Annotated in this window: 24 protein-coding genes and 1 pseudogene; 11 read left to right on the top strand and 14 right to left on the bottom strand. The window is 72.1% G+C overall.

Translation table 11 applies throughout. The features are described from left to right. Positions 1 to 70: 70 nt before the first annotated feature. The 6 genes and pseudogenes from SL103_RS38940 to SL103_RS39305 all read left to right on the top strand — a co-directional run. A pseudogene (locus tag SL103_RS38940) lies at positions 71 to 336 on the top strand (aldo/keto reductase); the annotation flags it as partial. Between the two features lie 269 nt (positions 337 to 605). Continuing rightward, positions 606 to 1,625: a zinc-binding dehydrogenase gene (locus SL103_RS25255; protein ID WP_069571231.1), complete on the top strand. Its 1,020-nt coding sequence runs from the start codon at positions 606 to 608 to the stop codon at positions 1,623 to 1,625. A gap of 87 nt (positions 1,626 to 1,712) precedes the next feature. After that, on the top strand, positions 1,713 to 2,258 hold the full coding sequence (locus SL103_RS25260; protein WP_069571232.1) for a GNAT family N-acetyltransferase: 546 nt from the start codon (positions 1,713 to 1,715) through the stop codon (positions 2,256 to 2,258). 43 nt (positions 2,259 to 2,301) lie between these two features. Beyond that, positions 2,302 to 2,682, top strand: coding sequence for an MmcQ/YjbR family DNA-binding protein (locus tag SL103_RS25265; RefSeq protein WP_069571233.1), 381 nt, complete (start codon positions 2,302 to 2,304; stop codon positions 2,680 to 2,682). 174 nt (positions 2,683 to 2,856) lie between these two features. Next, positions 2,857 to 3,129, top strand: coding sequence for a hypothetical protein (locus SL103_RS25270; protein WP_164492890.1), 273 nt, complete (start codon positions 2,857 to 2,859; stop codon positions 3,127 to 3,129). 169 nt (positions 3,130 to 3,298) lie between these two features. Continuing rightward, on the top strand, positions 3,299 to 3,430 hold the full coding sequence (locus SL103_RS39305; protein WP_279631172.1) for a hypothetical protein: 132 nt from the start codon (positions 3,299 to 3,301) through the stop codon (positions 3,428 to 3,430). Positions 3,431 to 3,464: 34 nt separating this feature from the next. Here SL103_RS39305 and SL103_RS25280 read toward each other — a convergent pair whose 3' ends face one another. Both SL103_RS25280 and SL103_RS38035 read right to left on the bottom strand, forming a co-directional pair. Then, the gene (locus SL103_RS25280; RefSeq protein WP_069571236.1) at positions 3,465 to 5,102 is read right to left on the bottom strand and encodes an AMP-binding protein; all 1,638 of its coding nucleotides are present in this window, start codon (positions 5,100 to 5,102) and stop codon (positions 3,465 to 3,467) included. Next, positions 5,099 to 5,353: a hypothetical protein gene (locus SL103_RS38035; RefSeq protein WP_164492733.1), complete on the bottom strand. Its 255-nt coding sequence runs from the start codon at positions 5,351 to 5,353 to the stop codon at positions 5,099 to 5,101. Before SL103_RS38035 ends, SL103_RS25280 begins: the two co-directional genes overlap by 4 nt. 368 nt (positions 5,354 to 5,721) lie before the next feature. Between SL103_RS38035 and SL103_RS25285 the strand changes: the two genes are divergently transcribed. Beyond that, a complete protein-coding gene (locus SL103_RS25285) occupies positions 5,722 to 6,462 on the top strand; it encodes an SDR family NAD(P)-dependent oxidoreductase (protein WP_069571237.1) in 741 nt (246 codons plus the stop codon). 51 nt (positions 6,463 to 6,513) lie between these two features. Here the strand turns inward: SL103_RS25285 and SL103_RS25290 are convergent, their stop codons facing one another. Then, a complete protein-coding gene (locus SL103_RS25290; RefSeq protein ID WP_069571238.1) occupies positions 6,514 to 7,551 on the bottom strand; it encodes a D-alanine--D-alanine ligase family protein in 1,038 nt (345 codons plus the stop codon). Positions 7,552 to 7,577: 26 nt separating this feature from the next. Next, a complete protein-coding gene (locus SL103_RS25295; RefSeq protein WP_069571239.1) occupies positions 7,578 to 8,030 on the bottom strand; it encodes a GNAT family N-acetyltransferase in 453 nt (150 codons plus the stop codon). 242 nt (positions 8,031 to 8,272) lie between these two features. Here SL103_RS25295 and SL103_RS25300 point away from each other — a divergent pair, with 242 nt between their 5' ends. From SL103_RS25300 to SL103_RS25310, 3 genes are all read left to right on the top strand, one after another. Continuing rightward, the gene (locus tag SL103_RS25300) at positions 8,273 to 8,668 is read left to right on the top strand and encodes an SH3 domain-containing protein (RefSeq protein WP_069571240.1); all 396 of its coding nucleotides are present in this window, start codon (positions 8,273 to 8,275) and stop codon (positions 8,666 to 8,668) included. A 105-nt stretch (positions 8,669 to 8,773) separates the two neighbouring features. Continuing rightward, the gene (locus SL103_RS25305; RefSeq protein WP_164492891.1) at positions 8,774 to 9,769 is read left to right on the top strand and encodes a teichoic acid biosynthesis protein C; all 996 of its coding nucleotides are present in this window, start codon (positions 8,774 to 8,776) and stop codon (positions 9,767 to 9,769) included. 154 nt (positions 9,770 to 9,923) lie between these two features. Next, positions 9,924 to 10,811 carry a helix-turn-helix domain-containing protein gene (locus SL103_RS25310; RefSeq protein ID WP_069571241.1) on the top strand — a complete coding sequence of 296 codons (888 nt, stop codon included), beginning with the start codon at positions 9,924 to 9,926 and terminating at the stop codon, positions 10,809 to 10,811. A gap of 59 nt (positions 10,812 to 10,870) precedes the next feature. Here SL103_RS25310 and SL103_RS25315 read toward each other — a convergent pair whose 3' ends face one another. The 5 genes from SL103_RS25315 to SL103_RS25335 form a co-directional block, all read right to left on the bottom strand. After that, positions 10,871 to 11,848, bottom strand: a complete 978-nt coding sequence (locus SL103_RS25315; RefSeq protein WP_069571242.1) for a helix-turn-helix domain-containing protein — start codon at positions 11,846 to 11,848, stop codon at positions 10,871 to 10,873. A gap of 139 nt (positions 11,849 to 11,987) precedes the next feature. Beyond that, positions 11,988 to 12,605, bottom strand: coding sequence for a hypothetical protein (locus SL103_RS25320; RefSeq protein WP_069571243.1), 618 nt, complete (start codon positions 12,603 to 12,605; stop codon positions 11,988 to 11,990). Positions 12,606 to 12,741: 136 nt separating this feature from the next. Beyond that, the gene (locus SL103_RS25325) at positions 12,742 to 14,283 is read right to left on the bottom strand and encodes an AMP-binding protein (RefSeq protein ID WP_069571244.1); all 1,542 of its coding nucleotides are present in this window, start codon (positions 14,281 to 14,283) and stop codon (positions 12,742 to 12,744) included. Positions 14,284 to 14,515: 232 nt separating this feature from the next. After that, on the bottom strand, positions 14,516 to 14,698 hold the full coding sequence (gene dmpI / locus SL103_RS25330) for a 4-oxalocrotonate tautomerase DmpI (RefSeq protein WP_069571245.1): 183 nt from the start codon (positions 14,696 to 14,698) through the stop codon (positions 14,516 to 14,518). A 173-nt stretch (positions 14,699 to 14,871) separates the two neighbouring features. Next, positions 14,872 to 15,792 (bottom strand): LysR family transcriptional regulator, encoded by a 921-nt coding sequence (locus SL103_RS25335; RefSeq protein WP_069571246.1) that lies wholly within the window; start codon positions 15,790 to 15,792, stop codon positions 14,872 to 14,874. Between the two features lie 78 nt (positions 15,793 to 15,870). On the opposite strand from SL103_RS25335, the gene SL103_RS25340 reads away from it, so the two are divergent. Continuing rightward, entirely contained in the window at positions 15,871 to 16,422 is a 552-nt protein-coding gene (locus SL103_RS25340) for a GNAT family N-acetyltransferase (protein ID WP_069571247.1), read from the top strand. Positions 16,423 to 16,859: 437 nt separating this feature from the next. On the opposite strand, the gene SL103_RS25345 is transcribed toward SL103_RS25340, so the two are convergent. From SL103_RS25345 to SL103_RS25365, 5 genes are all read right to left on the bottom strand, one after another. Then, positions 16,860 to 18,044, bottom strand: a complete 1,185-nt coding sequence (locus SL103_RS25345) for an XdhC family protein (protein ID WP_069571248.1) — start codon at positions 18,042 to 18,044, stop codon at positions 16,860 to 16,862. A gap of 40 nt (positions 18,045 to 18,084) precedes the next feature. Further along, positions 18,085 to 19,572, bottom strand: coding sequence for an NCS2 family permease (locus tag SL103_RS25350; RefSeq protein WP_069571249.1), 1,488 nt, complete (start codon positions 19,570 to 19,572; stop codon positions 18,085 to 18,087). 239 nt (positions 19,573 to 19,811) lie between these two features. After that, positions 19,812 to 22,193 carry a xanthine dehydrogenase family protein molybdopterin-binding subunit gene (locus tag SL103_RS25355; protein WP_069571250.1) on the bottom strand — a complete coding sequence of 794 codons (2,382 nt, stop codon included), beginning with the start codon at positions 22,191 to 22,193 and terminating at the stop codon, positions 19,812 to 19,814. Positions 22,194 to 22,195: 2 nt separating this feature from the next. Then, positions 22,196 to 22,825, bottom strand: a complete 630-nt coding sequence (locus SL103_RS25360; protein WP_069571251.1) for a (2Fe-2S)-binding protein — start codon at positions 22,823 to 22,825, stop codon at positions 22,196 to 22,198. Next, entirely contained in the window at positions 22,816 to 23,703 is an 888-nt protein-coding gene (locus SL103_RS25365) for an FAD binding domain-containing protein (protein WP_069571252.1), read from the bottom strand. The genes SL103_RS25360 and SL103_RS25365 overlap by 10 nt, the downstream gene beginning before the upstream one ends. Positions 23,704 to 23,713 lie beyond the last annotated feature (10 nt).

Genomic DNA, 23,713 nt, shown 5'->3' on the forward strand with positions numbered 1-23,713 from the left:
GGGTACGCGGCGTCCGGTGCCGCCGGGCACGGGCCGACGCCCCGGAAGGACGAGGGAGTGGAGAGCGCGGATGCGTTACATCAAACTGCGTGACCTGGAGGTTTCCCGGATCGGGCTGGGCACGATGGGGATGTCCCACGGCTACACCGATTCCGGCACGGACGAGGCGGAATCCGTACGGACCCTGCACCGGGCGCTGGAACTGGGTGTCACGCTGATCGACACCGCCGAGATCTACGGCCCTACGTCAACGAGGAGCTGCTGGGCCGCGCGTTGCGGGGCCGCCGCGACCAGGTCGTGCCGGCGACGAAGTTCGGCCTGGTCCCGCACGCCGGACGACATCGCACCGATCCTCGGCACCAAGCGGGTGCAGCGGGTCGAGGAGAAGACCTCCGCCGACGACGTCCGGCTGACCGCCGAACAGCTCGACAGGCTCAGCAGCCTGCCCCCGGCCGCCGGTGAGACCCACACCGAAGCCGGGCTGCGGATGCTCGAACGCTGAGCGCGCGCCGCACCCAGCCGCCCCGCCGACGCCCAGGTCCGTCGGCGAACCCCCGGAAGACCCGCACGAACAGAGAAGGAGCGCCCCTGTGCGCGCAGCAGTGATGTACGGAGCCGGCGACGTCCGGATCGAGAACCGGCCCGACCCCACGATCCAGCAGCCCACCGACGCCGTGGTGCGCACCGTCCTGTCGTGCGTGTGCGGCAGCGACCTGTGGCCCTACAAGTCGATGCCCGCCACCGGCACCGGCCGTCCCATGGGCCACGAGTTCCTCGGCGTGGTCGAGGACACCGGCTCCGACGTCTCCGGCGTCCGGACCGGTGATCTGGTCGTCGCCCCCTTCACCTACTGCGACAACACCTGCGACCACTGCGCCCGGGGCCTGCACTTCTCCTGCCGGCAGGGCGGCCGCTACGGCTTCGACGGCGTGGACGGCGGCCAGGGCGAGGCGGTGCGCGTGCCCCAGGCCGACGGGACCCTGGTCAGGCTGCCCGTCGCCGCGGACGCCGCACTGCTGCCCTCGCTGCTGGCCCTGTCGGACGTGATGACCACCGGCCACCACGGCGCGGTCACCGCCGGCGTCGGCCACGGCGACGACGTGCTGGTCATCGGGGACGGCGCGGTGGGCCTGTGCGCGGTGATCGCCGCCAGGCGCCGCGGCGCCGAACGGATCATCCTGATGGGCCGGCACGCGGCCCGCACCGACCTGGGCCGTGACTTCGGCGCCACCGACGTCGTCGCCGAGCGCGGCGAGGAAGGCATCGCCCGGGTACGGGACCTGACCGGTGGCGACGGTGTGGAGAAGGTCATCGAGGCCGTCGGCACCCGCCAGACGCTGCAGACGGCTCTCGGCTCGGTCATCGACGGCGGCACCATCAGCCGCCTGGGTGTCCCGCAGTACGAGGAGGGCCCCGTCGGCCCTTCCATGATCATGCGGAACCTCACGCTGACCGGCGGCGCCAGCCCGGCCCGTGCCTATATCGACGAGCTCCTGCCCGACATCCTGGACGGCACCATCGAGCCCGGCCGCGTCTTCGACAAGAGCTTCTCGCTCGACGGGACTCCGGACGCCTATCGGGCCATGGCCGACCGTCGCGTCCTCAAGGCCCTTCTCGCCCTCTGACCAGCAACGCCCCGGTGCCCCCGCACGCCCGCCCCGCCCCGACGAAATCCACTCGCCGGGGGCGGCGGCACCGAGGACACTGGCCCGGTGATCATCCACGCACCGTCCCCCGCCGAACTGCCCCTGCTGCGCGCCATCGAGCGGGCCGCCGGTGCGCCGTTCCGTGCCCTGGGCATGGCCGCGGTCGCGGACGACGAGCCGCCGACGCTCGCCGAACTGACCGCTTTTCAGCGGGCCGGGCGGGCACTGGCCGCGTACGTGGACGGCCGGCCCGTCGGCTACCTCCTGCGCGCTCCGGTCGACGGGTGCACCCACATCGAGCAGGTGTCGGTGCACCCTGCGCACGCCCGCCGGGGCATCGGCCGGGCGCTCATCGACCGCGCGGAGCGGGACGGCGGGCCGGTCGCGCTGACGCTGACCACCTTCGCGGAGGTGCCGTGGAACGCGCCGTACTACGCCCGCCTCGGCTTCCGCCCGCTGACCGACGCCGAACTCACCCCGGGGCTGCGCGCCCTTCGCGCGCGGGAGGCGGAGCTGGGGCTGGACCGCTGGCCGCGGGTGGGCATGCGACGGGAGCCCGGCCGGCGGGCGGGGGCCGACGATCGGGCTGCCGGTACCGGACGCACGCGATGACGCCTCATCAGGTCGTGCCGACCCGCCCGGACATAATGGCGGGATGATCGACGCGAACGCCCTCCGGGCCACCTGCCTGGACTTCAACGGCGCGACCGAGGAATTTCCCTTCCCCAGGAACCCGGACGTCTCGACCTTCAAGGTCGGCGGCAAGATCTTCGCGCTGACGACCCTGACGGGCGCCCCGCTCACCGTGAGCCTCAAGTGCGATCCCGAGCTGGCCGAACGGCTGCGTGCGGCACACCCTGAGGTGGTGCCCGGCTATCACCTCAACAAGCGGCACTGGAACACCGTCTCGCTGGACGGCGCACTGCCCGACCGGCTGGTGCTCGACATGATCGAGGACTCCTACGACCTGGTGGTGGCTTCACTGCCGCGCCCCCAGCGACTGCTGCTCGACTGGCCGGGAGAGCGCCAGCGCTGAGCCGCCGCGCGGCAGGCGGCGGGGGAAACGGCGGCGAGCGGACCTCCGCGGCGCCGTCCTACGCTGCCCGCATGCGAAGGCTTCCGCGCCGCGCGGCGCGCGTTGCCGTGCTGGATCCGGCCGGCTGAGCACATCCATCTCGCCCGCAGGCCGCGCCGCGAGCCGGCCGAGGGTGTGGCCGCCGACGCTGTCCGACGTGCTCGCACCCCCACCCTGGCGGCCTGGAGCGCGGAGAGCCCGCTGCCCGTGCACAACTACCGGGTGGACGGGGCGGGGTTGCGCTCCGAGGACGTGGGGGACGGGTGGTGGGCCCTCACCTGGGTCGAGGGCGGCCGGGCCGTGCTCCACGGCATCGACAACGACTACAGCGAGACCGTCGGCCGCCCCCGGCCGGTGGACCTCCTCGCCGGCGGGCCGCACTGGCTGCGCTGGGGGACCTCCGGCTGACGGATGCCGCCGGGGACGCGGACGGCGACGCGTCCGGACGGTGGCTGTACGCCCGGGTGCGGATCACCGCCGACGAGGTCACCGTCGACCGCGCCCATGACCACCTCCCCCGCTGGTGGCGGGCCCGCCCCGGCACGGCCGAGGCTGGCCCGGCACCGTCGCGCGCGAGATGGCACGCCGGGCGCCGCACCGGCGGCCGTCCTGGGGCGGGCTCCTGGAGGAGGACATCCCCCGCACCGGCGCGCCCGCGCACCTCTGCGCGGTGCCGGTCCCGGAGCCCGCCGGGGCACCGGCCGGGTGAACCCACCCCGACCGGCGCCCCGGCGTCCCGGGGCCTAGGACGAGACCGCGCCCAGTTCCTTGGCCAGCCGCTCGCGCAGCTCCACCTTGCGGACCTTGCCGCTGACGGTCATCGGGAACGCGTCGACGATCTCCAGATAGCGCGGCACCTTGTAGTGGGCGAGCCGGGAGCGGCAGAAGCGGGCCAACTCATCGCGGGTGAGCGGGTCTTCGGGGTCCCGCAGGATGACGCAGGCGGCGATCTCCTCGCCGTACTTCTCGTCGGGGACCCCGACGACCTGGACGTCGGCGATCTTGGGATGGGAGTAGAGGAACTCCTCGATCTCCCGCGGGTAGACGTTCTCCCCACCCCTGATGATCATGTCCTTGATGCGGCCGACGATCCGGAGGTAGCCGTCGTCGTTCATCACCGCGAGGTCACCGGTGTGCATCCAGCGGGCCGCGTCGATGACCTCGGCGGTGCGCTCGGTGTCCTCCCAGTAGCCGAGCATCACGCTGTAGCCGCGGGTACACAGCTCCCCCGGCGTGCCGCGGGGCACGGTCACCCCGCTCGCCGGGTCGACGACCTTGACCTCGATGTGCGGCAGCACCCGGCCGACGGTCGCGGTGCGGTGTTCGAGGTCGTCGTCGCGGCGGGTCTGGGTGGAGACCGGGGAGGTCTCCGTCATGCCGTAGCAGATGGACACCTCGGCCATGTGCATCTCGGCGACCACCCGCTTCATGACCTCCTCCGGACAGGGCGAGCCCGCCATGATGCCGGTACGGAGGGAGGACAGGTCGTAGGTGGCGAAGTCGGGGTGGTTCAGCTCGGCGATGAACATGGTGGGGACGCCGTAGAGGGAGGTGCAGCGCTCGTCCTGGACGGCCTTGAGGGTGGTGGCGGCGTCGAAGGCGGGGCCCGGGATGACGATGCAGCCGCCGTGCGAGGTGATGCCGAGGTTGCCCATGACCATGCCGAAGCAGTGGTAGAAGGGCACCGGCAGACACACCCGGTCCTGCTCGGTGTAGGCGATGGTCTCGCCGACCCAGTAGCCGTTGTTGAGGATGTTGTGGTGCGAGAGGGTGGCGCCCTTGGGGAAGCCGGTGGTGCCCGAGGTGTACTGGATGTTGACGGGGTCGTCGGCGGTCAGTGCCTTCTCGCACTCGGCGAGCCGGGACTGTGGGACGGCCGCCCCGGCGGCCAGCAGCCCGCCCCAGGTGGGGTCGTCGATGTAGACGACGTCGCGCAGGGCCGGGCTCTCGGCGCGCACCTGCTCGATCATCCGGCGGTAGTCGCTCGTCCTGTGCTGGATGGCGGAGACCAGGACGGTGATGCCGGCCTGCTGCAGGACGTACGCCAACTCGTGTACGCGGTAGGCGGGGTTGACGTTGACGAGGATGGCGCCGATCTTCGCGGTGGCGTACTGGACGAGGACCCATTCGGCGCAGTTGGGCGCCCAGATGCCGACCCGGTCGCCCTTGCCGACCCCCTTGGCGAGCAGGCCGAGGGCCACCTCGTCGACGGCGCGCCCCAGTTCCGCGTAGGTCCAGCGGCGGCCGCTCGCCACCTCGACCAGCGCCTCGCGGTCACCGAACCGGGCGATGGTGCGGGTCAGGTCGGCGCCGATGGTGTGGCCGAGCAGCGGCCGTTCGGCGGCGCCGCTGGCGTAACTGAGCTCCTGGTGACGGCTCATCGGTGGTTCTCCTCCCAGTACTCGGCTCCGCCGGCGCCCCGCGCGGTGCGCTCGCGCGGGTCGATGCGGCGGATCCTGCCGGAGACGGTCTTCGGCAGGTCGGCGCGCTCCCGCCGCCGGTCGCGCTTGCGGAGGGCCGGCTCCGGCTCTCCCGTCAGCCGGGAACCCACGCGTCCCCGGACCTCAAGGGCCGGAGGCATCGCTCCGCCCTCCGGTGGCGCCGCCCCCGGCGCACCCACCCATGCGTTCATCAACTGCTCCCCAAAAGCCCGACGTCGGCCATCGCTGCCGCACACCCGCGAGGTATCCCCCCGAAGAGACGAGCCCTTCCCGGGACACCCGGTGCGCGCCTGCGTACAGCATGGCGTCCAGCGTGCCCCGAGGATCCCGCGATCGCCTGCCCTTTCGCGCAACGAACGGCGGTCCGGCCGCCCTCCGGGTGTCATCCGTCAGCAGCGGAACGCGTCCGGCCCGCGCCGCGGACCACGCACCGGCACCGCATGCGCCGCGGTGCTCCGTCCGGATCTCGCCCGGAATGATGACTCATGACGTGGACGGTCGGCCGGAACGGCAGGGCGGCGGGACCTGCCGGCGGGGGTCCGTGGCAGGATCCGCGAGCATGAGCAAGGAACAAGCGGATCGGCCCGTCGCCCTGGTCAGCGGGTCCACGTCGGGGATCGGGGAGGCCGTCGCGCGGCGGCTGGCGGCGGACGGCATGCGGGTGGTGGTGCACTCGCGGCGCAGCACGGAGGCCGGGGAGGCCCTGGCGGCCGAACTCGGCGGGGCGTACGTGCGGGCGGACCTGGCGGTGGAGGAGGAGGCCCGCGGGCTGGTCGAGGCGGCGCTCGGCCGCTACGGGCGGCTGGACGTGCTGGTGAACAACGCGGGCATCAGCTGGCCGATCCCGCACGACGACCTGGCCGCGGCGACACCGGCGGACTGGCGACAGCTGATGGAGGTCAACCTGATCGCCCCCTGGGTGCTGTGCACGGCGGCCCTTCCGGCGCTGCGCCGCTCCCCCGCGGGCGGCAGCATCGTGAACATCACCAGCCACGCCGGGGTACGCCCCAAGGGCTCGTCGGTGCCGTACGCGGCGAGCAAGGCCGCCCTCAATCACGTGACCCGGCTGCTCGCGGCGGCGCTCGGGCCCGAGGTGCGGGTCAACGCGGTGGCGCCGGGACTGGTGGACACCCCGATGACCAAGGATTGGGCGCAGGCCCACGAGCTGTGGCGGGACCGCGCCCCCATGCACCGCCCGGCCCAACCCGGCGACGTGGCCGACCTGGTGGCGTCGGTGCTCGCCAGCACCTACCTCACCGGCGAGGTCATCGTGCTCGACGGCGGGCTGAACCTGACCTGAGGGCGCCGCCGACCCGCTCCGCCGCCCCGCTCCGGCGAGCCGTCCGCGCGCTCAGCGCGTCGCGAGGTCCATGAGGCGCTGGACCAGGTCGGGGTACGTCCAGCCGGCGCCGGTCGCCGCGCGTGGCAGCAGGCTCGCCGACGTCAGGCCCGGGAGCGCGTTCACTTCGAGGCACATCGGCGCGCCGCCGGCGTCGCAGCGGAAGTCGGCGCGCGAGTACGTGCCGCCGCCGAACCCCAGAGCCCGGTGCGCGCGCAGGGCCAACTCCTGCAGCCGCGTCGCGAAATCGTCCGGGACGCGCGCCGGGCACACTTCGCCGACGGCCCCCGGCTGGTACTTCGCCGCGTAGTCGAACACCGGCGTCGTCAGCTCGATCTCGACCACGGGGAGCACCCGGTCGCCGACCACGGCCACGGTGAACTCCCGCCCCGGCAGGAACGGCTCCACCAACAGCTCGCCCTCACCGGAGCACGCCTCGGCCGCGACCCGTGCCAGCTGCGACAGCGAGTCGACCCGGTGGACCGACACACTCGAACCGTCCGCGACCGGCTTGGCCACCACCGGCCCGACCGCCACCAGCCGCCGCACCGCCTGCGGCACCTCCCCCGCCCCGGGCCGCCACAGCACCCGCTCGGCCACCGGCACGCCGGCCGCACCCAGCACCGCCTGCGCCCGCCCCTTGTGCCACGCCGCCGCACAGGCCGCACTGCCCGCACCGGTGAACGGCACGCCGGCCATCTCCAGCAGCGCCTGTACGTGACCGTCCTCGCCCCAGCCGCCGTGCAGCGCCACGAACACCCGCTCCGCGCCGCGCAGCAGGTCCAGGACCGGACCGCCGGTCAGGGCGGCGTGCAGACGCCTGCGCAACTGCCGCCGGTCCGCGAGGGACGGCGGCTCCTTGGCGACGGCGGCCCCGGCGACCACCGCACCGGGCCGCAGCGGCCCGGCCAGGACCGGTGCCGCGGCGGCCGGGTCGACCAGCACCACCTCGTGCCCCCGCTCCAGCAGGGCACCGGCGACCGACCACCCCGAGGCCAGCGAGACGTCTCGCTCCGGGCTCTCTCCACCACACAGGACCACCACACGCATACGGGACTCCTCGACGTAACGACCGGTCAGTTCTGCTGCGTATCGCCGCCCCGCGCCGGATTCAGGAGCATCAGGTTCTCCGGGTGCGGGAAGGGGACGAAGCCGGCCTTCGCGTAGACCTCGTGGGCATCGAGGGTGGAGAGCAGCACGCGCTTGAGCCGGTAGGGAGCAAGGTGATCGCGCACCGCGCCTGCCAGCCAGGTGCCGAGCCCCTTACCGCGGTGTGCGGGCGCGACGTAGACATCGCACAGCCAGGCGAAGGTCGCCCGGTCGGTGACGACCCGCGCGTAGGCGACCTGCGGACCGGCGGCTTCATGGACAGCGAAGTTGAGAGAGCCGCGCACCGCTCTCCGGACCGTGTCCAGGCTGCGCCCCAGCGCCCAGAACGCATCGGTCGAGAGCCAGTGGTGCACCAGCTCGACGTCGAGACGGTCCGGATCCGTGGAGAGCTCGTAACCCACTACCCCGTTTGCGGTCATGCCGAGCAGCGTAGCGAGAGTAGTTGGATTTTCCAAGCATCGACTTGGAAAATCCAATCAACATGTCGGTAGGGGCGGAGTACCGCCGCTGCCGGGCTCCGCGGTGGCCCGCGGCGAACGGTCCGGGGCGTTCCACTTCGTCCCTGGGACGGCTGGGACACATCTTTGCGTGCGCCCTCGGAAACGCTGAGCGACGCAGGGTCACGCTCCGGTGGACCTGCCGAGCACTCGAGGAGAACCCGATGAACCGACGCATGATGCGCAGCGGCGTGATCGCCACGGTCGCCGCCCTCGCCATGGTCCCCACGCTGGCGTTCGCCCACTCCTGCCCGCACCCCGCGCCCGGCCGGCACGTCGCGCACCAGGGCGCCTCGCCGACGACCGCCACGCGTGCGCACGGCCGCGTGACCACCCCGAACGGCTTCGCCCTCAACGTCCGTTCGGGCCCGGGCACCGGCTACCGCGTGGTCGGCACCGCGCGCGACGGCAGCGTGCAGTCCCTCCGGTGCAGGACCAACGGCAGCTCGGTGCGCGGCAACGAGCGCTGGTACAGGCTCTCGCACCACCGGGGCTACGTCTCCGCGCACTACGTCCACGTCTTCGGCGCCCTCCCGTGGTGCCGCGTCCTCGGCAGCTGATGCCGCCGTCCGCGGTGACGCCGTAATGACCCCTGGCTGCCCGCCCGTTCGAGGGGGCGGGCGGGCGGCCGGCCCGATTCCTTGGAGCGCGTGATGGTCGGAGACATGCAGGGGCCGCGACGCAGGGCGGTGTGCGGCCTCGGGGTGGTCGCGGCGGCCGCCGCCGTGCTGCCGGCGCAGTGGGCGCGGGCGGCACCGGCGGCGAGCCGGCAGCCACCCGCCCTGGCCGCGGCGGGCCGGCAGTTCCTCGCCGGGCGGCTGCGCCACACCACGGTGCTGCAGTCGTTCACCGTGGACGAACGACGAGGGCACCTCTACGCCCTCCAGGTGGTGGCGGGCGGGATCCGGCTGCCGGGCGAAAGGACGGCGCTTCCCCACGCGGCACGCGTCCGGAACGGCGATCTCTGCCTGAACCGCCTCACCCTGGACGGCGCCGCGGCCGGGCACATGTACCTGAAGGGCTTCGGTCACGGGGGCTCGATCGGGCTGGAGGAAGCCGCGGGCGGGGTCACCCTGTGGACGGAGTGGAACGCCAACCCGTCGTCCGGCTACGGGCGCGGGGTGTGCCACTTCCGCTTCACGGACGGGCAGGTGCTGGCACGGAACAGCGGCGGCGTGGCCACGTACCGCCCCGTAGCCGGCTCCACCAGCAACTCCCCCGCCCTCGATGTGACGCACCGGCATCTGCTGCTGCGGTACAAGCGGCACGGCATACCGAGGTTCGCCCTGTACAACCTGGACGCGTTCCGGGCCCGTTGGTTCCTGCCGCTGACCGACTTCGCCCAGCCGGGCGCCGGCCTGGGGCTGCCCTTCCAGGGCATGGCCCTGTACGGCGACTACGCCTACCAGCTCCTGGGCAGTGCGTACGGAACGGGGAATCCGGCGTCGTCGGGCGGCAACACCCGGTTGTACCGCATCGATCTGCGGACCGGACGCGTGGTGTGGCAGCAACTGGAACGGACCGCCCCGGGACTCTCACCCCGCGAGCCGGAGGGGCTGGCCGTGTTGCGGGACGGTGGCACACCGCGGCTGTGCCTGGGGTTCGTCGAGGGCCCGGCGGGCAGTCGCAGCTTCCGCCTGTATGACAAACCGCTCAGCTGACCTGTTGCGTTCGGCGCGGTCAGGGTGTCGTCGGCCACCACCCGTGGGTACACATCCCGCCATCCGGGAGGAAACCGACCCCCGGGCCCCCGGCAGGGGCCGCCGAGGCGGCCGCTCCCGGGCGGAGGCAGGTGGTGGAGGGGAGGCGCACACGGTGTCCCACTGGCGGCCGCTGCCCGACACGCTCGACACCGACGCGCAACACCTGGCAGAGGAGTTGCGGGTCCTCAAGGAACAGACGGGACTGAGCCTGGACGGGCTGGCCAGGAAGACCCCGTACAGCAGATCCGCCTGGCACCGCTATCTCAACGGCGAGAAGCTGCCGCCGAGAAGCGCGGTGGAGGCACTCGGCCAGGTGGCGGGCGCGGACCGGGAACGGCTGCTCGCGGTGTACGACGCCGCGTACCGTGCCCGGACCGCTCCCGTGGCCGAACCGGCCGAACCGGCCGAGGCGCCCACGGCGCCCGTCGCGGCGGAACGGGCCGGGCGCGCCCGAAGGACGCGTCTCAACGCCGGGGTGCTGCGGACCGCCGGGTCGCTGGTGGCGCTGACGGCACTGGTGGCGACCATGGGAGCGGCGGCCTCGCTCGTGGACCTTCCCGCCGGTGCCGCGCGTACCGACGTGGGTGAGCCCGACGCGTGCCACGGCCACAGGTGCCAGGGACGGTATCCGTGGCGGTTCGGCTGCAATCGCGACGCGCGCGCGGAGAGCACCATCGTGGACACGGCCTCCACCGTGCGGCTCCGCTTCAGCCCGTCGTGCGGCACCGTCTGGTCGGAGGTGCAGCCCCGCTCCGGCGGCGCGCAGAAGGTGTCGATCTGGGTCGGCCGGGACGCCCGGCTCACCTCCCACCCCGACGGCCGCGAGGGACTGGCCGTCAGCCCCATGCTGGCCACCTCTGATCTGCGGCAGGCGGTGGCGTGCGCCAAGGTCGCGGACCGGGTGGCGTGCACGGGCGCCGTCGAACTGGCCGGCCCGGCCCGCCCCAAGGACGGCGATGACTTCCCCGGCCCCAAATTCCTTGAAAGCGTGCTGCGTTGAGCGCCCACTGACCGACGGCCGCTCAGCGGTCAGTGGTCCCACCCGTCCACCCACCGGGTTCAGCGCGGGAGCTCCAGCGCTCGCCGCCGGTAGTCCCGCGGCGGGGTCTCGTATGCGCGGCGGAAGGCGCGGGTGAAGTCGGCCGCGTGGGGGAAGCCCCAGCGGGCGGCGACGGCGTGGACGGGTGTGCTGCGCAGCGCCGGGTCGGCGAGGTCGCGGCGGGCGCCGTCCAACCGCCGGCGGCGGATCCAGGCGGCCACCGTGGCCTCCTCCTCCTGGAAGAGCCGGTGCAGGTAGCTGGTCGATATGTGGTGCGCGGCGGCGAGGGTGGCCGGGGTGAGGCCGGGGTCGTGCAGGTGGTCCTCGATGAAGCGCTTGATGCGCAGGACGAGGACCCGCCGATGGGTGTCCTCGGGCAGGACGTTGCCCGTCTCGAAGAGGTGCGCGAAGAGCGCGCTGACCAGGTCGATCAGCACCCTGCCCAGCCGGGGTCCGTCGGACGGTTGATAGGCCGTGCTGTCCCGGCACACCTGGGTGAGGAACTGTGCCAGCAGGACACCGATCCCCTCTCCGGCCGGCAGCCGCCGCGGGAGCATGCGGCTCGTCATGCCGCGGGGCAGCGGCACCAGGGTCTTGGGCACCTCCAGCCCCAGCGCCGTCACCGGGACGTCCGATCCGGAGCGGATCTGCCACGGAATCGAGGAATCGTTGAGGTGCAGGTCGGACGGCCGGTAGACGGCCTCGCAGTCGTCCCAGGTGCCCACCCCGGACCCCTGCGCGATGAGTGCGAGATGGAACCGCTCCGGATCGGACTGCCGGATCAGCTTCGGCGTACGCCGGATCACCAACTGCTGGAAGGTCGCCGGCCACACCGACACGACACCCAGGTCGAGCACCCGTTGATGCGCCCGGAATTCGAGGGCCCGATCGCACTCCAGGTGCACGGGGGCGTGCGTCGCCCCCACACGCTCCGCCCAGTACTCCAGGCGGTCCTCCGCCGGTACGTCGTCACTCCGGAATACCGTCTCGCTCAGCACGCTGCCCCCAACTCGGTCTCACAGGAGATCACACAGGGCAGCGATAAGCATGCGATAAACGCAGCTCAGAGCGGGCGGACGAACCACCGGGTGGCCCCCCTCGCCACCCCGTGCGGCCCGGCCCCGCCCGTGCGGCCGCTCAGTCCTGCCGAGCAGGATCCCGGCGGGCCGCGCCCGTCGCTTTCCTCGCCCGGGCCCGGTCGAGGGACCACGCGCCCAGACCCGTGAGTACGGCCGCCCCGACCCCGTACACGGGCAGCCACAGGGTAGTGGTGGCCGACAGGCAGTCGGCGACCGCGACATGACTCTGGTGGGCCTGCGCCTGAGCCAGGGCGCCGCTGTCGCGGCCGGCCAGGTTCGCCAGCGCGGCCTCCGCCCGGAGGCGCTCGTACGTGCCCAGCTCAGGACACGCGCCACGGGTCCCCGACATCGGGAAGAGCCACGCCCAGCGCTGCAGCACGGGGGCCAGGGTGATCGCCACGCACAGGCCCACGACCAGCGAATACGCGGTCAGGTTCCGGAAGTACGTCGATCCGAGGCCGGGTTGCCGCGCCGGCAGCCGGTAGAAGGAGAAGATCACCGCGAGGAGCGTCACTCCGATGTAGGTGGAGAACCATTGCCAGGACCCCTGCGCGAGGGTGGCCGTCAGCACGGCGGCGAGCGCGATGCCGATGACCCCCGGCTGCCCCGGTGTGTCCTGGCCGGTGCCGACGGATGTCGCCGGCCGCGCTTCGCGAAGTCCGGAGTGGTCGCCCATGGTCTCTCCCGCAGGTCTCGGAGACCCTCAGCATCCGGGCACAGCACGCCTCGTCATGACGCCATGCCGGTCCGCCCCGGAAGCCCCGCCCGGTTGGCGGGGCTCCCGAGCGGGACGCCGGTCAGGGGGGCGCCGGTCAGTTGACTCCCCGGTCGATGCCGGACCAGTACGGCTGGCGGAGCTTGAACTTCTGGATCTTTCCGGTGGCCGTGCGGGGGATGCTGTCGCGGAACTCCACCGAGGTCGGCGCCTTGTAGCCGGCCATGTGCTGCTTGCAGTGGGCGATGATGTCGGACGCGTCGGCCGTCGCCCCCTCGGCCAGGACCACCAGGGCTTTGATCGTCTCGCCCCACTTCTCGTGCGGCACGCCGATGACGGCGACCTCGGCGACCGCCGGGTGGCTGAAGATCGTGTCCTCCACCTCGATCGACGAGACGTTCTCTCCGCCGGTGATGATGACGTCCTTCTTCCGGTCGGAGATCGTGAGGTGACCGTCGTCGGGGTCGAGGGTGCCGCCGTCGCCGGTGTGGAACCAGCCGTCCTGCAGTGCCTCCGCCGTCTCCTCCGGCTTCTCCCAGTACCCGTCGAGCACCGTGTTGGAGCGGGCCAGGACCTCACCGGACGCGGAGACCTTCAGCTTCGTCCCCAGCACGGGGATGCCCGCACGGGACAGCTTGCGCGCCCGCTCCTCGGCGGGCAGGCCCGCGTCGGCCGGCTGGGTGCGGTTGAAGGTGAGCAGCGGAGACGTCTCGGTCAGACCGTAGAGCTGGGTGAACTCCCAGCCCAGTTCCTCCTGCACCCGCTGGATCATCCTGGTGGGCGGCGGGGCGCCCGCGCAGATGATCCGCACGCGGTCACGGCCCGGGATCTCGCCCTCCCACGTCGCCGCCGCGTCGAGCACCATGTTCCAGACGGCCGGTGCCCCGCACATGGCGGTGACGCCGTGTTCCTCGACGCGCCGGAGGATCTCGGCGCCGTCGACCTTGCGCAGCACCACCTGCTTGACGCCCAGACCCGCCATCACATACGGCATTCCCCAGCCGTTGCAGTGGAACATCGGCAGGGTGTGCATGTACACATCGCCCTCCCACACCCGGGTGTGCAGGCCGAAGGTCATGCCGTTGACCCAGATGTTGCGGTGGGTCAGTTGCACGCCCTTGGGGCGGGCGGTGGTGCCCGAGGTGTAGTTGATCGTCGCGGTGGCGTCCTCGTCCGGGTTCGACCACGGACGCGGCTCGGTCCCGAACCGCATCAGCCCGGCCTCGGTCTCCTCGCCGAGGACGAAGCGGTGGCGCGCCTTGACGCCGGACAGCGCGGCGTCGAGCTCCGGGTCGACGAGCAGGACCGAGGCACCGCTCTGCGCCACCAGGTAGTCGACTTCTTCCGGCTTGAGGCGGAAGTTCACCGGGACGCAGATGCGGCCGCTCATCGGCACCGCGAACAGCAGCTCCAGCATGCGCGCGGAGTTGTGGCCGACCACCGCCACCCGCTCCCCCTCACCGATCCCGAGGGCGTCCAGGCCCGCCTGCCAGGCGCGGACCCGTTCGGCGAACCGCCCGTAGGTCGACACGGGCACCGGCGGGGCGGGCTGACGCGGCTCGTCGACCACGCCCGGGCTGTCGCGGAAGCCCAGTTCGGCGCGGTCGAGGAAGTCCGCGATCGTCATCGGTGTCCGCATGCGCTCTCTCCTGTGTTTCGGATGGATCCGGTACGGCGGGCCTCAGAGGGTGAAAGGGAGTCTGACAGGTGCCGGGCCGGAAGGAGTTGAGGCTACGAGGTGCACGGCGGCAGGGGTCAAGAGGTCGGACGAAGGTGGTGGTGGGCGGACGGCGCGCCGGGCGACGAACCCGGGGCGGGACGGTGGCGCGGAGGCCGGCTTCCCCCGTGGAGGCCGGCCTCCACCGCAGCGTCTACTTGTCGGCGGTCAGGGTGCCCGCCGCGCCCCAGCTGTCGGTGGGCACCTCGTGGATCCAGACCTGGACGGTCTCCGCGGGGATCCGGTACGCGTCGACGAACGCGTCGGTGATCTGCTTGACCAGCTCGCGCTTGAGCTCGACAGTGCGCGGGCCCTGCTGGACGGTGACGATCGGCATGACGGAACTCCCGTTTCTCATAAGGAGGTTCGGGGAGCACGGGATCAGGGAGATCTCCGTGTTCCCCGGCCTGGGGTTCCCGGGTTCCCCCGGGCTTCCGGTGCGGTACCGGCGTGCCCTCAGTCCATCGCGAACGGCCCGCCCGACCAAGAAGCGGAACGCGAACGCAGCGATCACCGATCGCGATCGGCGTCCGGGACCGCGCACGCCTTCAGCAGCAGGTCCAGTCCGGCGGGCGGGTCGGTACGGCGTACCGCGAGGTAGGTGGTGAGTTCCATGCCGAGGTTGCGGAACGGCAGGAAGGCGACCCGGGGGGTGCTCAGCCGGGCGGCGTGCGCGGCGTAGACGACGGTCCACAGCCCCTCGGCGGGCACGCCGGGCGCGCCGATCGCGGTCAGGGTGTCCTCCAGCGACCCGTAGGTGGGGCCCGGCAGGGGCGTGAAACCGGCGTCGTGGCAGGCGTTGACGACCAGATCGACGAGGGCCCGGTTGTTGCGCCGCTCGGTCAGCACCAGCGGTACGTCCGCCAGCTCGGCGAGGGAGACGGTGCCCGGTGTGGCGGCGAGCCGGTGCCGGGCCGGGACGACCGCGACCAGCGGGTCCTGCCACAGCGGGACGAAGCTCAGACCGTCGCGCCCGCCGCCGTCCGGCTCGCCGCGCAGGAACGCCGCGTCGAGCTCATGGGACGCGACCCGGTCCAGCCGCTCCCGCGCCCGTACGGACACCAGCTCCACCCCGATCTCCGGGGCGAGCGCGTCGAGCGCGTCCAGCACCCGGTCGAGATGGGCGCCCAGGCCGGTACTCGTCCCCAGCCGCAGGGCGCGGGCACGGCCGGCGGTCAGCTCGGCGACCACCGCCAGCGCCCGCTGCTCGGCCGCCAGCAGCGCCCGCGCCTCCGGCAGGAGCCGCTCGCCGACCGCCGTGAGGCGCACCTGCCGCGCCGACCGGTCGAACAGGTCGGCCCGCAGCTCCCGTTCCAGCCGTCTGATCTGCTGGCTCACCGCCGACTGGACGATGTGCAGCCGTTCGGCCGCCCGCCCGAAGTGCAGCTCCTGCGCCACCGTCACGAAGTACCGCACCTGCCGCAGCTCCATGGCTCCCCCTCCCCGGCCGGCTCGGGCCGCCGCTCAAATGCCTTGCCGTGGCGGCCGTGGCACCGACATCATCCCGCCATGATCGATGCCACCGCCCTCGCGGAGAAGCCGGTGCTCCACGGCACCCGGATTCAGCTCGTGCCGCTGTCGCCGCGGCATGCGGCCGCCTTCCACGCCACGTTCCAGGACCCCGACGTACGCAGGCTGACCGGCACCCACCACGACTGGACCCTTGCGGAACTCCAGGACTGGTGCAATCAGGCCGCCGGGCGCACCGACCGCCTCGACCTCGCCATCGAGGACCGGGAAACGGGTGAGTACCTGGGCGAGCTGGCACTGAGCCAGATCGACAAGGACAACGCGAGCGGCAGCTTCCGGATATCCCTCGCCGCGCACGCCACCGGTCACGGCCTCGGCAGTGAAGCGATCCGGCTGCTGCTGGACCACGCCTTCGACCGGGTGGGCCTGCACCGCGTCCAGCTGGAGGTCTTCCCGTTCAACCCGCGCGCCCAACGCGCGTACGAGAAGTGCGGCTTCGAGGTGGACGGCCGCCTGCGCGAGGCACTCTTCTGGGAGGGCGAGTGGCACGACGTCTTGGTGATGTCAGCGCTTGCCTTGCGGCGGCGGTAGCTGCCCACGTTTTTGGCTTTCCCGCCTTGGTGGTTTCTCGCCGTTGCGCTTTGCGGCGCCCCGCACGTTGGTTTCCGTCCCGCCGTGTTTCGTCTCGCCGTGGCGCCTGCGGCGGGCCGGGTTGTTGTCGGGTGCGGTGCCGGCCCTCCGGACTTCGTCCTGCGGTCCGTCCCCTCCCGTGAGGGAGAAAGTGAAGGCCGGTGGGGGCGAGCGTCAGTTAACGACGCTCGCCCCCACCGGCCTTTACTTCTCCCACTACGGGAGGGGACGCGCCGCAGGACGAAGTCCGGAGGAGCGGCACCGCACCCGACCACCCACGCCCGCCGCAGGCGCAACGGCGAGCAACAACCACGGCGCCGCAGACGACAACGTGCGGCGCCGCCGCAAAGCGCAACGGCGAGCAACAAGCACGGCGCCGCAGACAAACACGTGGGAGGTCAAGCCACCCGGCCCACCGGCACCGCGGCCTCGTGATGGATCGGGGTGTGGGCGCCCTTCAGGGGCAGGCCCGTGCCGCCGCGGCGGTTGGCGACGATTTCGGCGGCGATCGACAGTGCGGTCTCCTCAGGCGTGCGGGCGCCGAGGTCGAGGCCGATGGGTGAGCGCAGGCGGTTGAGTTCGAGTTCGGTCAGGCCGACGTCGCGCAGCCGCTGCTGGCGGTCCAGGTGGGTGCGGCGCGAGCCCATGGCGCCCACGTAGGCGACCGGGAGCTTCAGGGCCCGTTCCAGGAGCGGGACGTCGAACTTGGCGTCGTGGGTGAGGACGCACAGCACGGTGCGGGCGTCGAGGTCCTGGGAGTCGAGATAGCGGTGCGGCCACTCGACGACGATCTCGTCGGCGTCCGGGAAGCGTGTCCGGGTCGCGAAGACCGGACGCGCATCGCACACCGTGACGTGGTAGTTGAGGAATTTGCCGACCCGTACCAGCGCGGAAGCGAAGTCGATGGCACCGAAGACGATCATGCGGGGCGGCGGCACGGAGGATTCGACGAGGAGGACCACCGGCTGACCGCAGCGGGAGCCCTCCACCCCGATCTCCACCGTCGCGGTACGCCCGGCGTCGAGCAGCGCGCGGGTCTCCTCGATGGCGGTGCGGTCGAGGGCGGGGTGGCCGCCGAGGGTGCCGGTGTGGCTGCCGTCGGGGCGGACGAGCAGGGTGCGGCCGAGGAGTTCGGCGGGGCCCTGGACGATCCGGGTGACCGCCGCCGCCTCTCCGGTGGCGGCAGCGGCCAGCCCGGCGGCGAGCGTGTCGGCAGTGCTGTCCACCAACTCCCCGGCCCCGCCGCCGTCGTTCGCGGGGCGCGGGACGCTCGTCCGTACCGGGTGGACGAGGATGTCGATGATGCCGCCGCAGGTCAGGCCCACGGCGAAGGCGTCCTCGTCGCTGTACCCGAAGCGCTCCAGCACCGGCCGGCCGGTCCGCAGCGCCTCCTGGCACAGTTCGTACACCGCTCCTTCCACGCATCCGCCGGAGACCGACCCGACAGCCGTGCCGTCACCGTCGACGGCGAGGGCGGCTCCGGGCTGGCGGGGCGCGCTGCCGTTGGTGGCCACCACGGTGGCCACCGCGAATTCGCGGCCCTGCTCGACCCACCGGTGCAGCTCTTCGGCGATGTCCAGCATGTCGGTCTCCTTACGGATTACGGAGGTGAGGAACGGCGGGTCAGTGGTGCACTCCCAGCCAGCTCTCGATCGGGTTGAGCGAGAAGTAGGCCAGGAACACCAGGGAGAGCACCCACATCAGCCAGCCGGGCTCGCGCCACTTGCCCTGGACGGCCTTGATCGCGACGTGCGCGATGACGCCGGCCGCGATGCCCGCGGTGATGGAGTACGTGAACGGCATGAGCACCGTCGTCAGGAAGACCGGGATGGAGGTCGCCGGGTCGTCCCAGTTGATGTGCTTGGCGTTGGTCAGCATCATCGAGCCGATCACCACCAGGGCGGCGGCCGCGACCTGGGTGGGGATGACCTGCGCCAGCGGGGTGAAGAAGAGGCACAGCGCGAAGCCGAGGCCGGTGACGACGCTGGCCAGGCCGGTACGCGCACCGTCGCCGACGCCGGCGGTGGACTCGACGAACACGGTCTGGCCGGAGGCGCCGGCGAGACCGCCGACGATGCCGCCGGCACCGTCGATGGCCAGGGCCTTGTTCAGGCCCGGCATCTTGCCGTCCTTGTCGGCGAGGTTGGCCTGCTGGCCGATGCCGATGATGGTGCCCATGGCGTCGAAGAAGCCGGCCAGTACGAGCGTGAAGACGATGACGCCGATGGTGATGCCGCCGACGCCGCCCAGGCCGCTGAAGGAGACGTGGCCCAGCAGTCCGAAGTCGGGCCGGGAGACGATGGAGCCGGAGATCACCGGCGCGTTGCGGCCGCCCCAGTCCTTGACGGTCAGCCCGGCGAACTGGTGGACGAGCGCGGAGAAGACCGTGCCGCCGATGATGCCGATGAGGATCGCTCCGGGCACCTTGCGGACCTGGAGCAGGAAGATCAGCAGGACGGTGAACGCGAAGCACAGGACGGGCCAGCCGGTGAGCATGTCCGCGGTGCCGAGCTGGATCGGCTTGGCGCCGGCGAGGCCGCCCGGGCCGGGCATGGAGGTGACGAAGCCCGCCTGGACCAGGCCGATCAGACAGACGAACAGGCCGATGCCCATCGTGATCGCGTGCTTGAGCGGCAGCGGGATGGCGTTCATGATCAGTTCCCGCATGCCGGTGAGCACCAGCAGCACGATCACGGCACCGTAAATGATGCACATCGCCCAGGCGTTGTCCCAGGACATCTGCGGGGCGACCTGGAACGACATCACCGCGGAGACGCTCAGGCCGGCGGCCAGCGCCAGGGGCACATTGCCCAGGAAGCCCATCACGATCGTGGTGACGGCGGCGGCGAGCGCGGTCGCCGTGGTCACCTGGTCCGCGTTGAGGGTGGCACCGGTGACGTCCTTCGTCGTGGTCAGGATCACCGGGTTGAGGAGGACGATGTACGCCATCGCCATGAAGGTGGTGACGCCGCCACGCACCTCGCGGCCGAGGGTCGAGCCTCTGTCGGATATGTGGAAGTACCGGTCGAGCCAGGACCGGCCGGCGGGCTGACGCGAGCCGTCGCCCGCCTCCTCCGCCGTGGTCCTCGGCTCAGTGGACTGCTGGGTCATGGTGCCTTACTCCCAAGGTTCAAAGGGGCCCTCGCATCAGGTGCGAGATTTGGGATGGATCTTCGGCTGCACGACCCGGGGGACGGCCCGAGGCGAACGGGGTGCTGGCTGCATCAGGGCAGCAGCGACTGCGTGGTGCGGGAGGAACTCCGGGCGGTGCGCGGAGGAGGACGGACAGGGACACCCCTGACACGCACCGCCCGGAGAACCGGGTCCGGGGAGGGCCCCCGGACTGCTCTCTATGTGCCGGTGAGGTGCTCGGGGCGGACCGGCGTCTTGTTGAGCTCCAGCCCGGTCGCGTTCCGGATCGCCGCGAGGACGGCCGGGGTGGACGACAGGGTCGGGGCCTCGCCGATGCCGCGCAGCCCGTAGGGGGCGTGCTCGTCGGCGAGTTCGAGCACATCGACCGGGATGGTCGGGGTGTCGAGGATCGTGGGGATGAGGTAGTCCGTGAAGGAGGGGTTGCGCACCTTCGCGGTCTTGGGGTCGACGATGATCTCCTCCATGACCGCGACGCCCAGGCCCTGGGTGGTGCCACCCTGGATCTGGCCGACGACGGACAGCGGGTTGAGCGCCTTGCCGACGTCCTGGGCGACGGCCAGCTCGATGACCTTCACCAGGCCGAGCTCGGTGTCCACCTCCACGACCGCGCGGTGCGCGGCGAAGGAGTACTGGACGTGGCCGTTGCCCTGGCCGGTGACCAGGTCGAACGCCTCGGTCGGGCGGTGCCGCCACTCGGCCTCGACCTCGACGGACTCGCCTTCGAGCACGTCCACCAGGTCGGCGAGGACCTCGCCGCCGTCGGTGACGACCTTGCCGCCCTCCAGGAGGAGGTCGGCGGTGGCCCACGCCGGGTGGTACGTGCCCAGCTTGCGGCGGCCGAGCTCCAGGACCTTCTCGCGGACGAGCTCGCAGGAGTGCTTGACGGCGCCGCCGGTGACGTACGTCTGGCGGGACGCCGACGTCGAACCGGCGCTGCCCACCTGGGTGTCGGCGGGGTGGATCGTCACCTGGGCGACACCGAGTTCGGTGCGGGCGATCTGCGCGTGGACGGTCACGCCGCCCTGGCCGACCTCGGCCATCGCGGTGTGCACGGTGGCGACCGGCTCACCGTTGATGACCTCCATGCGCACCCTGGCGGTGGAGTAGTCGTCGAAGCCCTCGGAGAAGCCGACGTTCTTGATGCCGACCGCGTAGCCGACGCCGCGCACCACGCCTTCGCCGTGGGTGGTGTTGGACAGGCCGCCGGGCAGCTGCCGGACGTCGGCGCCCTCGCTGGACTCCCACTGGCGCTCGGGGGGCAGCGGGCGGGCCTTGACGCGGCGCAGGATCTCGGCGACCGGGGCCGGCGAGTCGACCGGCTGCCCGGTCGGCATGATCGTGCCCTGCTCCATGGCGTTCAGCTGCCGGAACTCGACCGGGTCCAGACCCAGCTTCTTGGCGAGCTTGTCCATCTGCGCCTCGTAGGCGAAGCACGCCTGGACCGCGCCGAAGCCGCGCATGGCGCCGCAGGGCGGGTTGTTGGTGTAGAGCGCGACGGCCTCGATCTCGACGTCGTCGATCACGTACGGGCCGACCGCCAGCGAGGCGGCGTTGCCGACCACGGCCGGGGACGCGGAGGCGTAGGCGCCGCCGTCCAGCACGATCCGGCACTTCATGTGCGTGATCTTGCCGTCCTTGGTGGCGCCGTGCTCGTACCAGAGCTTCGCCGGGTGCCGGTGGACGTGCCCGAAGAAGGACTCGAAACGGTTGTAGACGATCTTGACCGGCTTGTTCGTGCGCAGCGCGAGCAGGCAGGCGTGGATCTGCATCGACAGGTCCTCGCGGCCGCCGAACGCGCCGCCGACGCCGGAGAGCGTCATCCGCACCTTCTCCTCGGGCAGGCCGAGGACGGGGGCGATCTGGCGGAGGTCGGAGTGCAGCCACTGGGTGGCGATGTAGAGGTCCACCCCGCCGTCCTCGGCGGGCACCGCGAGGCCGGACTCCGGGCCGAGGAACGCCTGGTCCTGCATGCCGAAGACGTACTCGCCGGAGACGATGACGTCGGCCTTCTTGGCGGCCCCGGCGGCGTCGCCGCGGATGATCGGCTGGCGGTGGACGATGTTCGGGTGCGCTACGTGCCCGGCGTGGTGGTCGTTGCGGCCCTCGTGGAGCAGCGGCGCGCCGTCGGCGGTCGCGGATGCCTCGTCGGTGACGACGGGCAGCTCCTTGTACTCAATCTTGATCTTGGCGGCGGCGCGCCGCGCCGTCTCCGGGTGGTCGGCGGCGACCAGGGCCACCGGCTCGCCGTGGTGGCGGACCTTGCCGTGCGCCAGCACCGGGGTGTCCTGGATCTCCAGGCCGTAGTTCTTGATCGACGTGGGCAGGTCGTCGTAGGTCAGCACGGCGTAGACACCGGACTGGGCGAGCGCCTCGGAGGTGTCGATGGAGACGATCTCGGCGTGCGCGACGGTGGAGCGGAGCGTGAAGCCCCACAGCATGTCCTCGTGCCACATGTCCGAGGAGTACGCGAACTCGCCGGTGACCTTCAGGGTGCCGTCGGGGCGCAGCGTCGACTCACCGATGCCGCCCTTGGTCTGGGAGCCCTGGGTGATCTTGGTGGGAGTACCGGTCGTGCCCATGGTCAGACCGTCCCTTCCTGGAGTCCTTGACGGTCCTGGCGCGCGGCCGCGAGACGGACGGCGTCCAGGATCTTCTCGTAACCGGTGCAGCGGCACAGGTTGCCGGACAGCGCCTCGCGGATGTCCGCGTCGGTCGGCTGCGGGTTGCGCTCCAGCATCTCGTCGGCCGCGACGAGCAGGCCCGGGGTGCAGAAGCCGCACTGGACGGCGCCGGCGTCGATGAACGCCTGCTGGATCGGGGAGAGTTCGGCGCCCTCGCCGGTCTGCGAGTCCTGCGCCCGTGGGCGGGGCCCACTGTCAGACGGGCGCGCCTGCCACTGCTGGGCGTCCTGGAGCGAGGTGCCGCACGCGCCGGTGCCGCAGCCGCCGTGCTCGGCACGCTGCTTGGCGAAGTCCGCCAGGCCCTCGACGGTGGTGACCTCGCGGCCCTCGACCTGGCCGGCGGCGACCAGGCAGGAACACACCGGCACCCCGTCCAGGCGGACCGTGCAGGAGCCGCACTCGCCCTGCTCACAGGCGTTCTTCGAGCCCGGCAGGCCCATCCGCTCGCGGAGGACGTACAGCAGGCTCTCGCCTTCCCAGACGTCGTCGGCCTCCTGGCGGCGACCGTTGACGGTGAATGTCACGCGCACTGTGCGCTCCTCTCGTTGCCCCGGTAGGACTCCCAGGTCCAGCCGAGGGTGCGGCGCGCCATGATGCCGACCGCGTGCCGTCGGTACTTCGCGCTGCCGCGCACGTCGTCGATCGGGTTGCAGGCACCGGAGGCGAGCTGCGCGAACTGCTTGGCGACGGACGGCGGGACGGGGGCGCCGGACTCCCAGAAGCCGCCCTCGTCCAGCGCGGCGGCGAGGAAGTCCTCGGCCTCCTTGGCGCGGACGGGGGTGGGGGCGGCGGAGCCGATGCCGGTGCGTACCGTGCGGGTCTCGGGGTGCAGCGCGATACCGAACGCGCAGACCGCGATGACCATGGCGTTGCGGGTGCCGACCTTGGAGAACTGCTGCGGGCCGTCGGCCTTCGGCAGGTGCACCGAACGGATCAGCTCGTCGGGCTCCATGGCGTTGCGCTTGACGCCGACGTAGAACTCGTCGATCGGGATCATCCGGCGGCCGCGGACCGACTCGACCTCGACCTCGCAGCCCGAGGCGAGCAGCGCGGGGTGCGCGTCGCCGGCCGGGGAGGCGGTGCCGAGGTTGCCGCCGACGCCGCCGCGGTTGCGGATCTGCGGGGAGGCGACGGTGTGCGACGCCAGCGCCAGGCCCGGGAGTTCGGCCCGCAGATTCTCCATGATCTGGGTGTAGGGAACCGAGGCGCCCAGTCGCACGGTCTTCTCTCCGACCTCCCACTCGCTCAGGTCACCGATGCGGTTCAGGTCGAGCAGGTACTCGGGACGGCGGTGGTCGAAGTTGATCTCGACCATCACGTCCGTGCCGCCCGCGATGGGCACAGCGGTGGGGTGCTCGGCCTTGGCGGCGAGCGCCTCCTCCCAGCTGGCGGGGCGAAGGAAGTCCATGGTTGGCCTC

Source organism: Streptomyces lydicus, assembly GCF_001729485.1.
GTDB lineage: Bacteria > Actinomycetota > Actinomycetes > Streptomycetales > Streptomycetaceae > Streptomyces > Streptomyces lydicus_D.

What these genes read in the sequence shown, in the direction of transcription:
- SL103_RS25255 (WP_069571231.1), top strand. Translation starts at nt 606, where the DNA reads ATGTACGGAGCCGGCGACGTCCGGATCGAGAACCGGCCCGACCCCACG.
- SL103_RS25265 (WP_069571233.1), top strand. Translation starts at nt 2,302, where the DNA reads ATGATCGACGCGAACGCCCTCCGGGCCACCTGCCTGGACTTCAACGGC.
- SL103_RS39305 (WP_279631172.1), top strand. Translation starts at nt 3,299, where the DNA reads ATGGCACGCCGGGCGCCGCACCGGCGGCCGTCCTGGGGCGGGCTCCTG.
- SL103_RS25280 (WP_069571236.1), bottom strand. Translation starts at nt 5,102, where the DNA reads ATGAGCCGTCACCAGGAGCTCAGTTACGCCAGCGGCGCCGCCGAACGG.
- SL103_RS38035 (WP_164492733.1), bottom strand. Translation starts at nt 5,353, where the DNA reads ATGAACGCATGGGTGGGTGCGCCGGGGGCGGCGCCACCGGAGGGCGGA.
- SL103_RS25285 (WP_069571237.1), top strand. Translation starts at nt 5,722, where the DNA reads ATGAGCAAGGAACAAGCGGATCGGCCCGTCGCCCTGGTCAGCGGGTCC.
- SL103_RS25290 (WP_069571238.1), bottom strand. Translation starts at nt 7,551, where the DNA reads ATGCGTGTGGTGGTCCTGTGTGGTGGAGAGAGCCCGGAGCGAGACGTC.
- SL103_RS25295 (WP_069571239.1), bottom strand. Translation starts at nt 8,030, where the DNA reads ATGACCGCAAACGGGGTAGTGGGTTACGAGCTCTCCACGGATCCGGAC.
- SL103_RS25300 (WP_069571240.1), top strand. Translation starts at nt 8,273, where the DNA reads ATGAACCGACGCATGATGCGCAGCGGCGTGATCGCCACGGTCGCCGCC.
- SL103_RS25305 (WP_164492891.1), top strand. Translation starts at nt 8,774, where the DNA reads ATGCAGGGGCCGCGACGCAGGGCGGTGTGCGGCCTCGGGGTGGTCGCG.
- SL103_RS25320 (WP_069571243.1), bottom strand. Translation starts at nt 12,605, where the DNA reads ATGGGCGACCACTCCGGACTTCGCGAAGCGCGGCCGGCGACATCCGTC.
- SL103_RS25325 (WP_069571244.1), bottom strand. Translation starts at nt 14,283, where the DNA reads ATGCGGACACCGATGACGATCGCGGACTTCCTCGACCGCGCCGAACTG.
- dmpI (WP_069571245.1), bottom strand. Translation starts at nt 14,698, where the DNA reads ATGCCGATCGTCACCGTCCAGCAGGGCCCGCGCACTGTCGAGCTCAAG.
- SL103_RS25335 (WP_069571246.1), bottom strand. Translation starts at nt 15,792, where the DNA reads ATGGAGCTGCGGCAGGTGCGGTACTTCGTGACGGTGGCGCAGGAGCTG.
- SL103_RS25340 (WP_069571247.1), top strand. Translation starts at nt 15,871, where the DNA reads ATGATCGATGCCACCGCCCTCGCGGAGAAGCCGGTGCTCCACGGCACC.
- SL103_RS25345 (WP_069571248.1), bottom strand. Translation starts at nt 18,044, where the DNA reads ATGCTGGACATCGCCGAAGAGCTGCACCGGTGGGTCGAGCAGGGCCGC.
- SL103_RS25350 (WP_069571249.1), bottom strand. Translation starts at nt 19,572, where the DNA reads ATGACCCAGCAGTCCACTGAGCCGAGGACCACGGCGGAGGAGGCGGGC.
- SL103_RS25355 (WP_069571250.1), bottom strand. Translation starts at nt 22,193, where the DNA reads ATGGGCACGACCGGTACTCCCACCAAGATCACCCAGGGCTCCCAGACC.
- SL103_RS25365 (WP_069571252.1), bottom strand. Translation starts at nt 23,703, where the DNA reads ATGGACTTCCTTCGCCCCGCCAGCTGGGAGGAGGCGCTCGCCGCCAAG.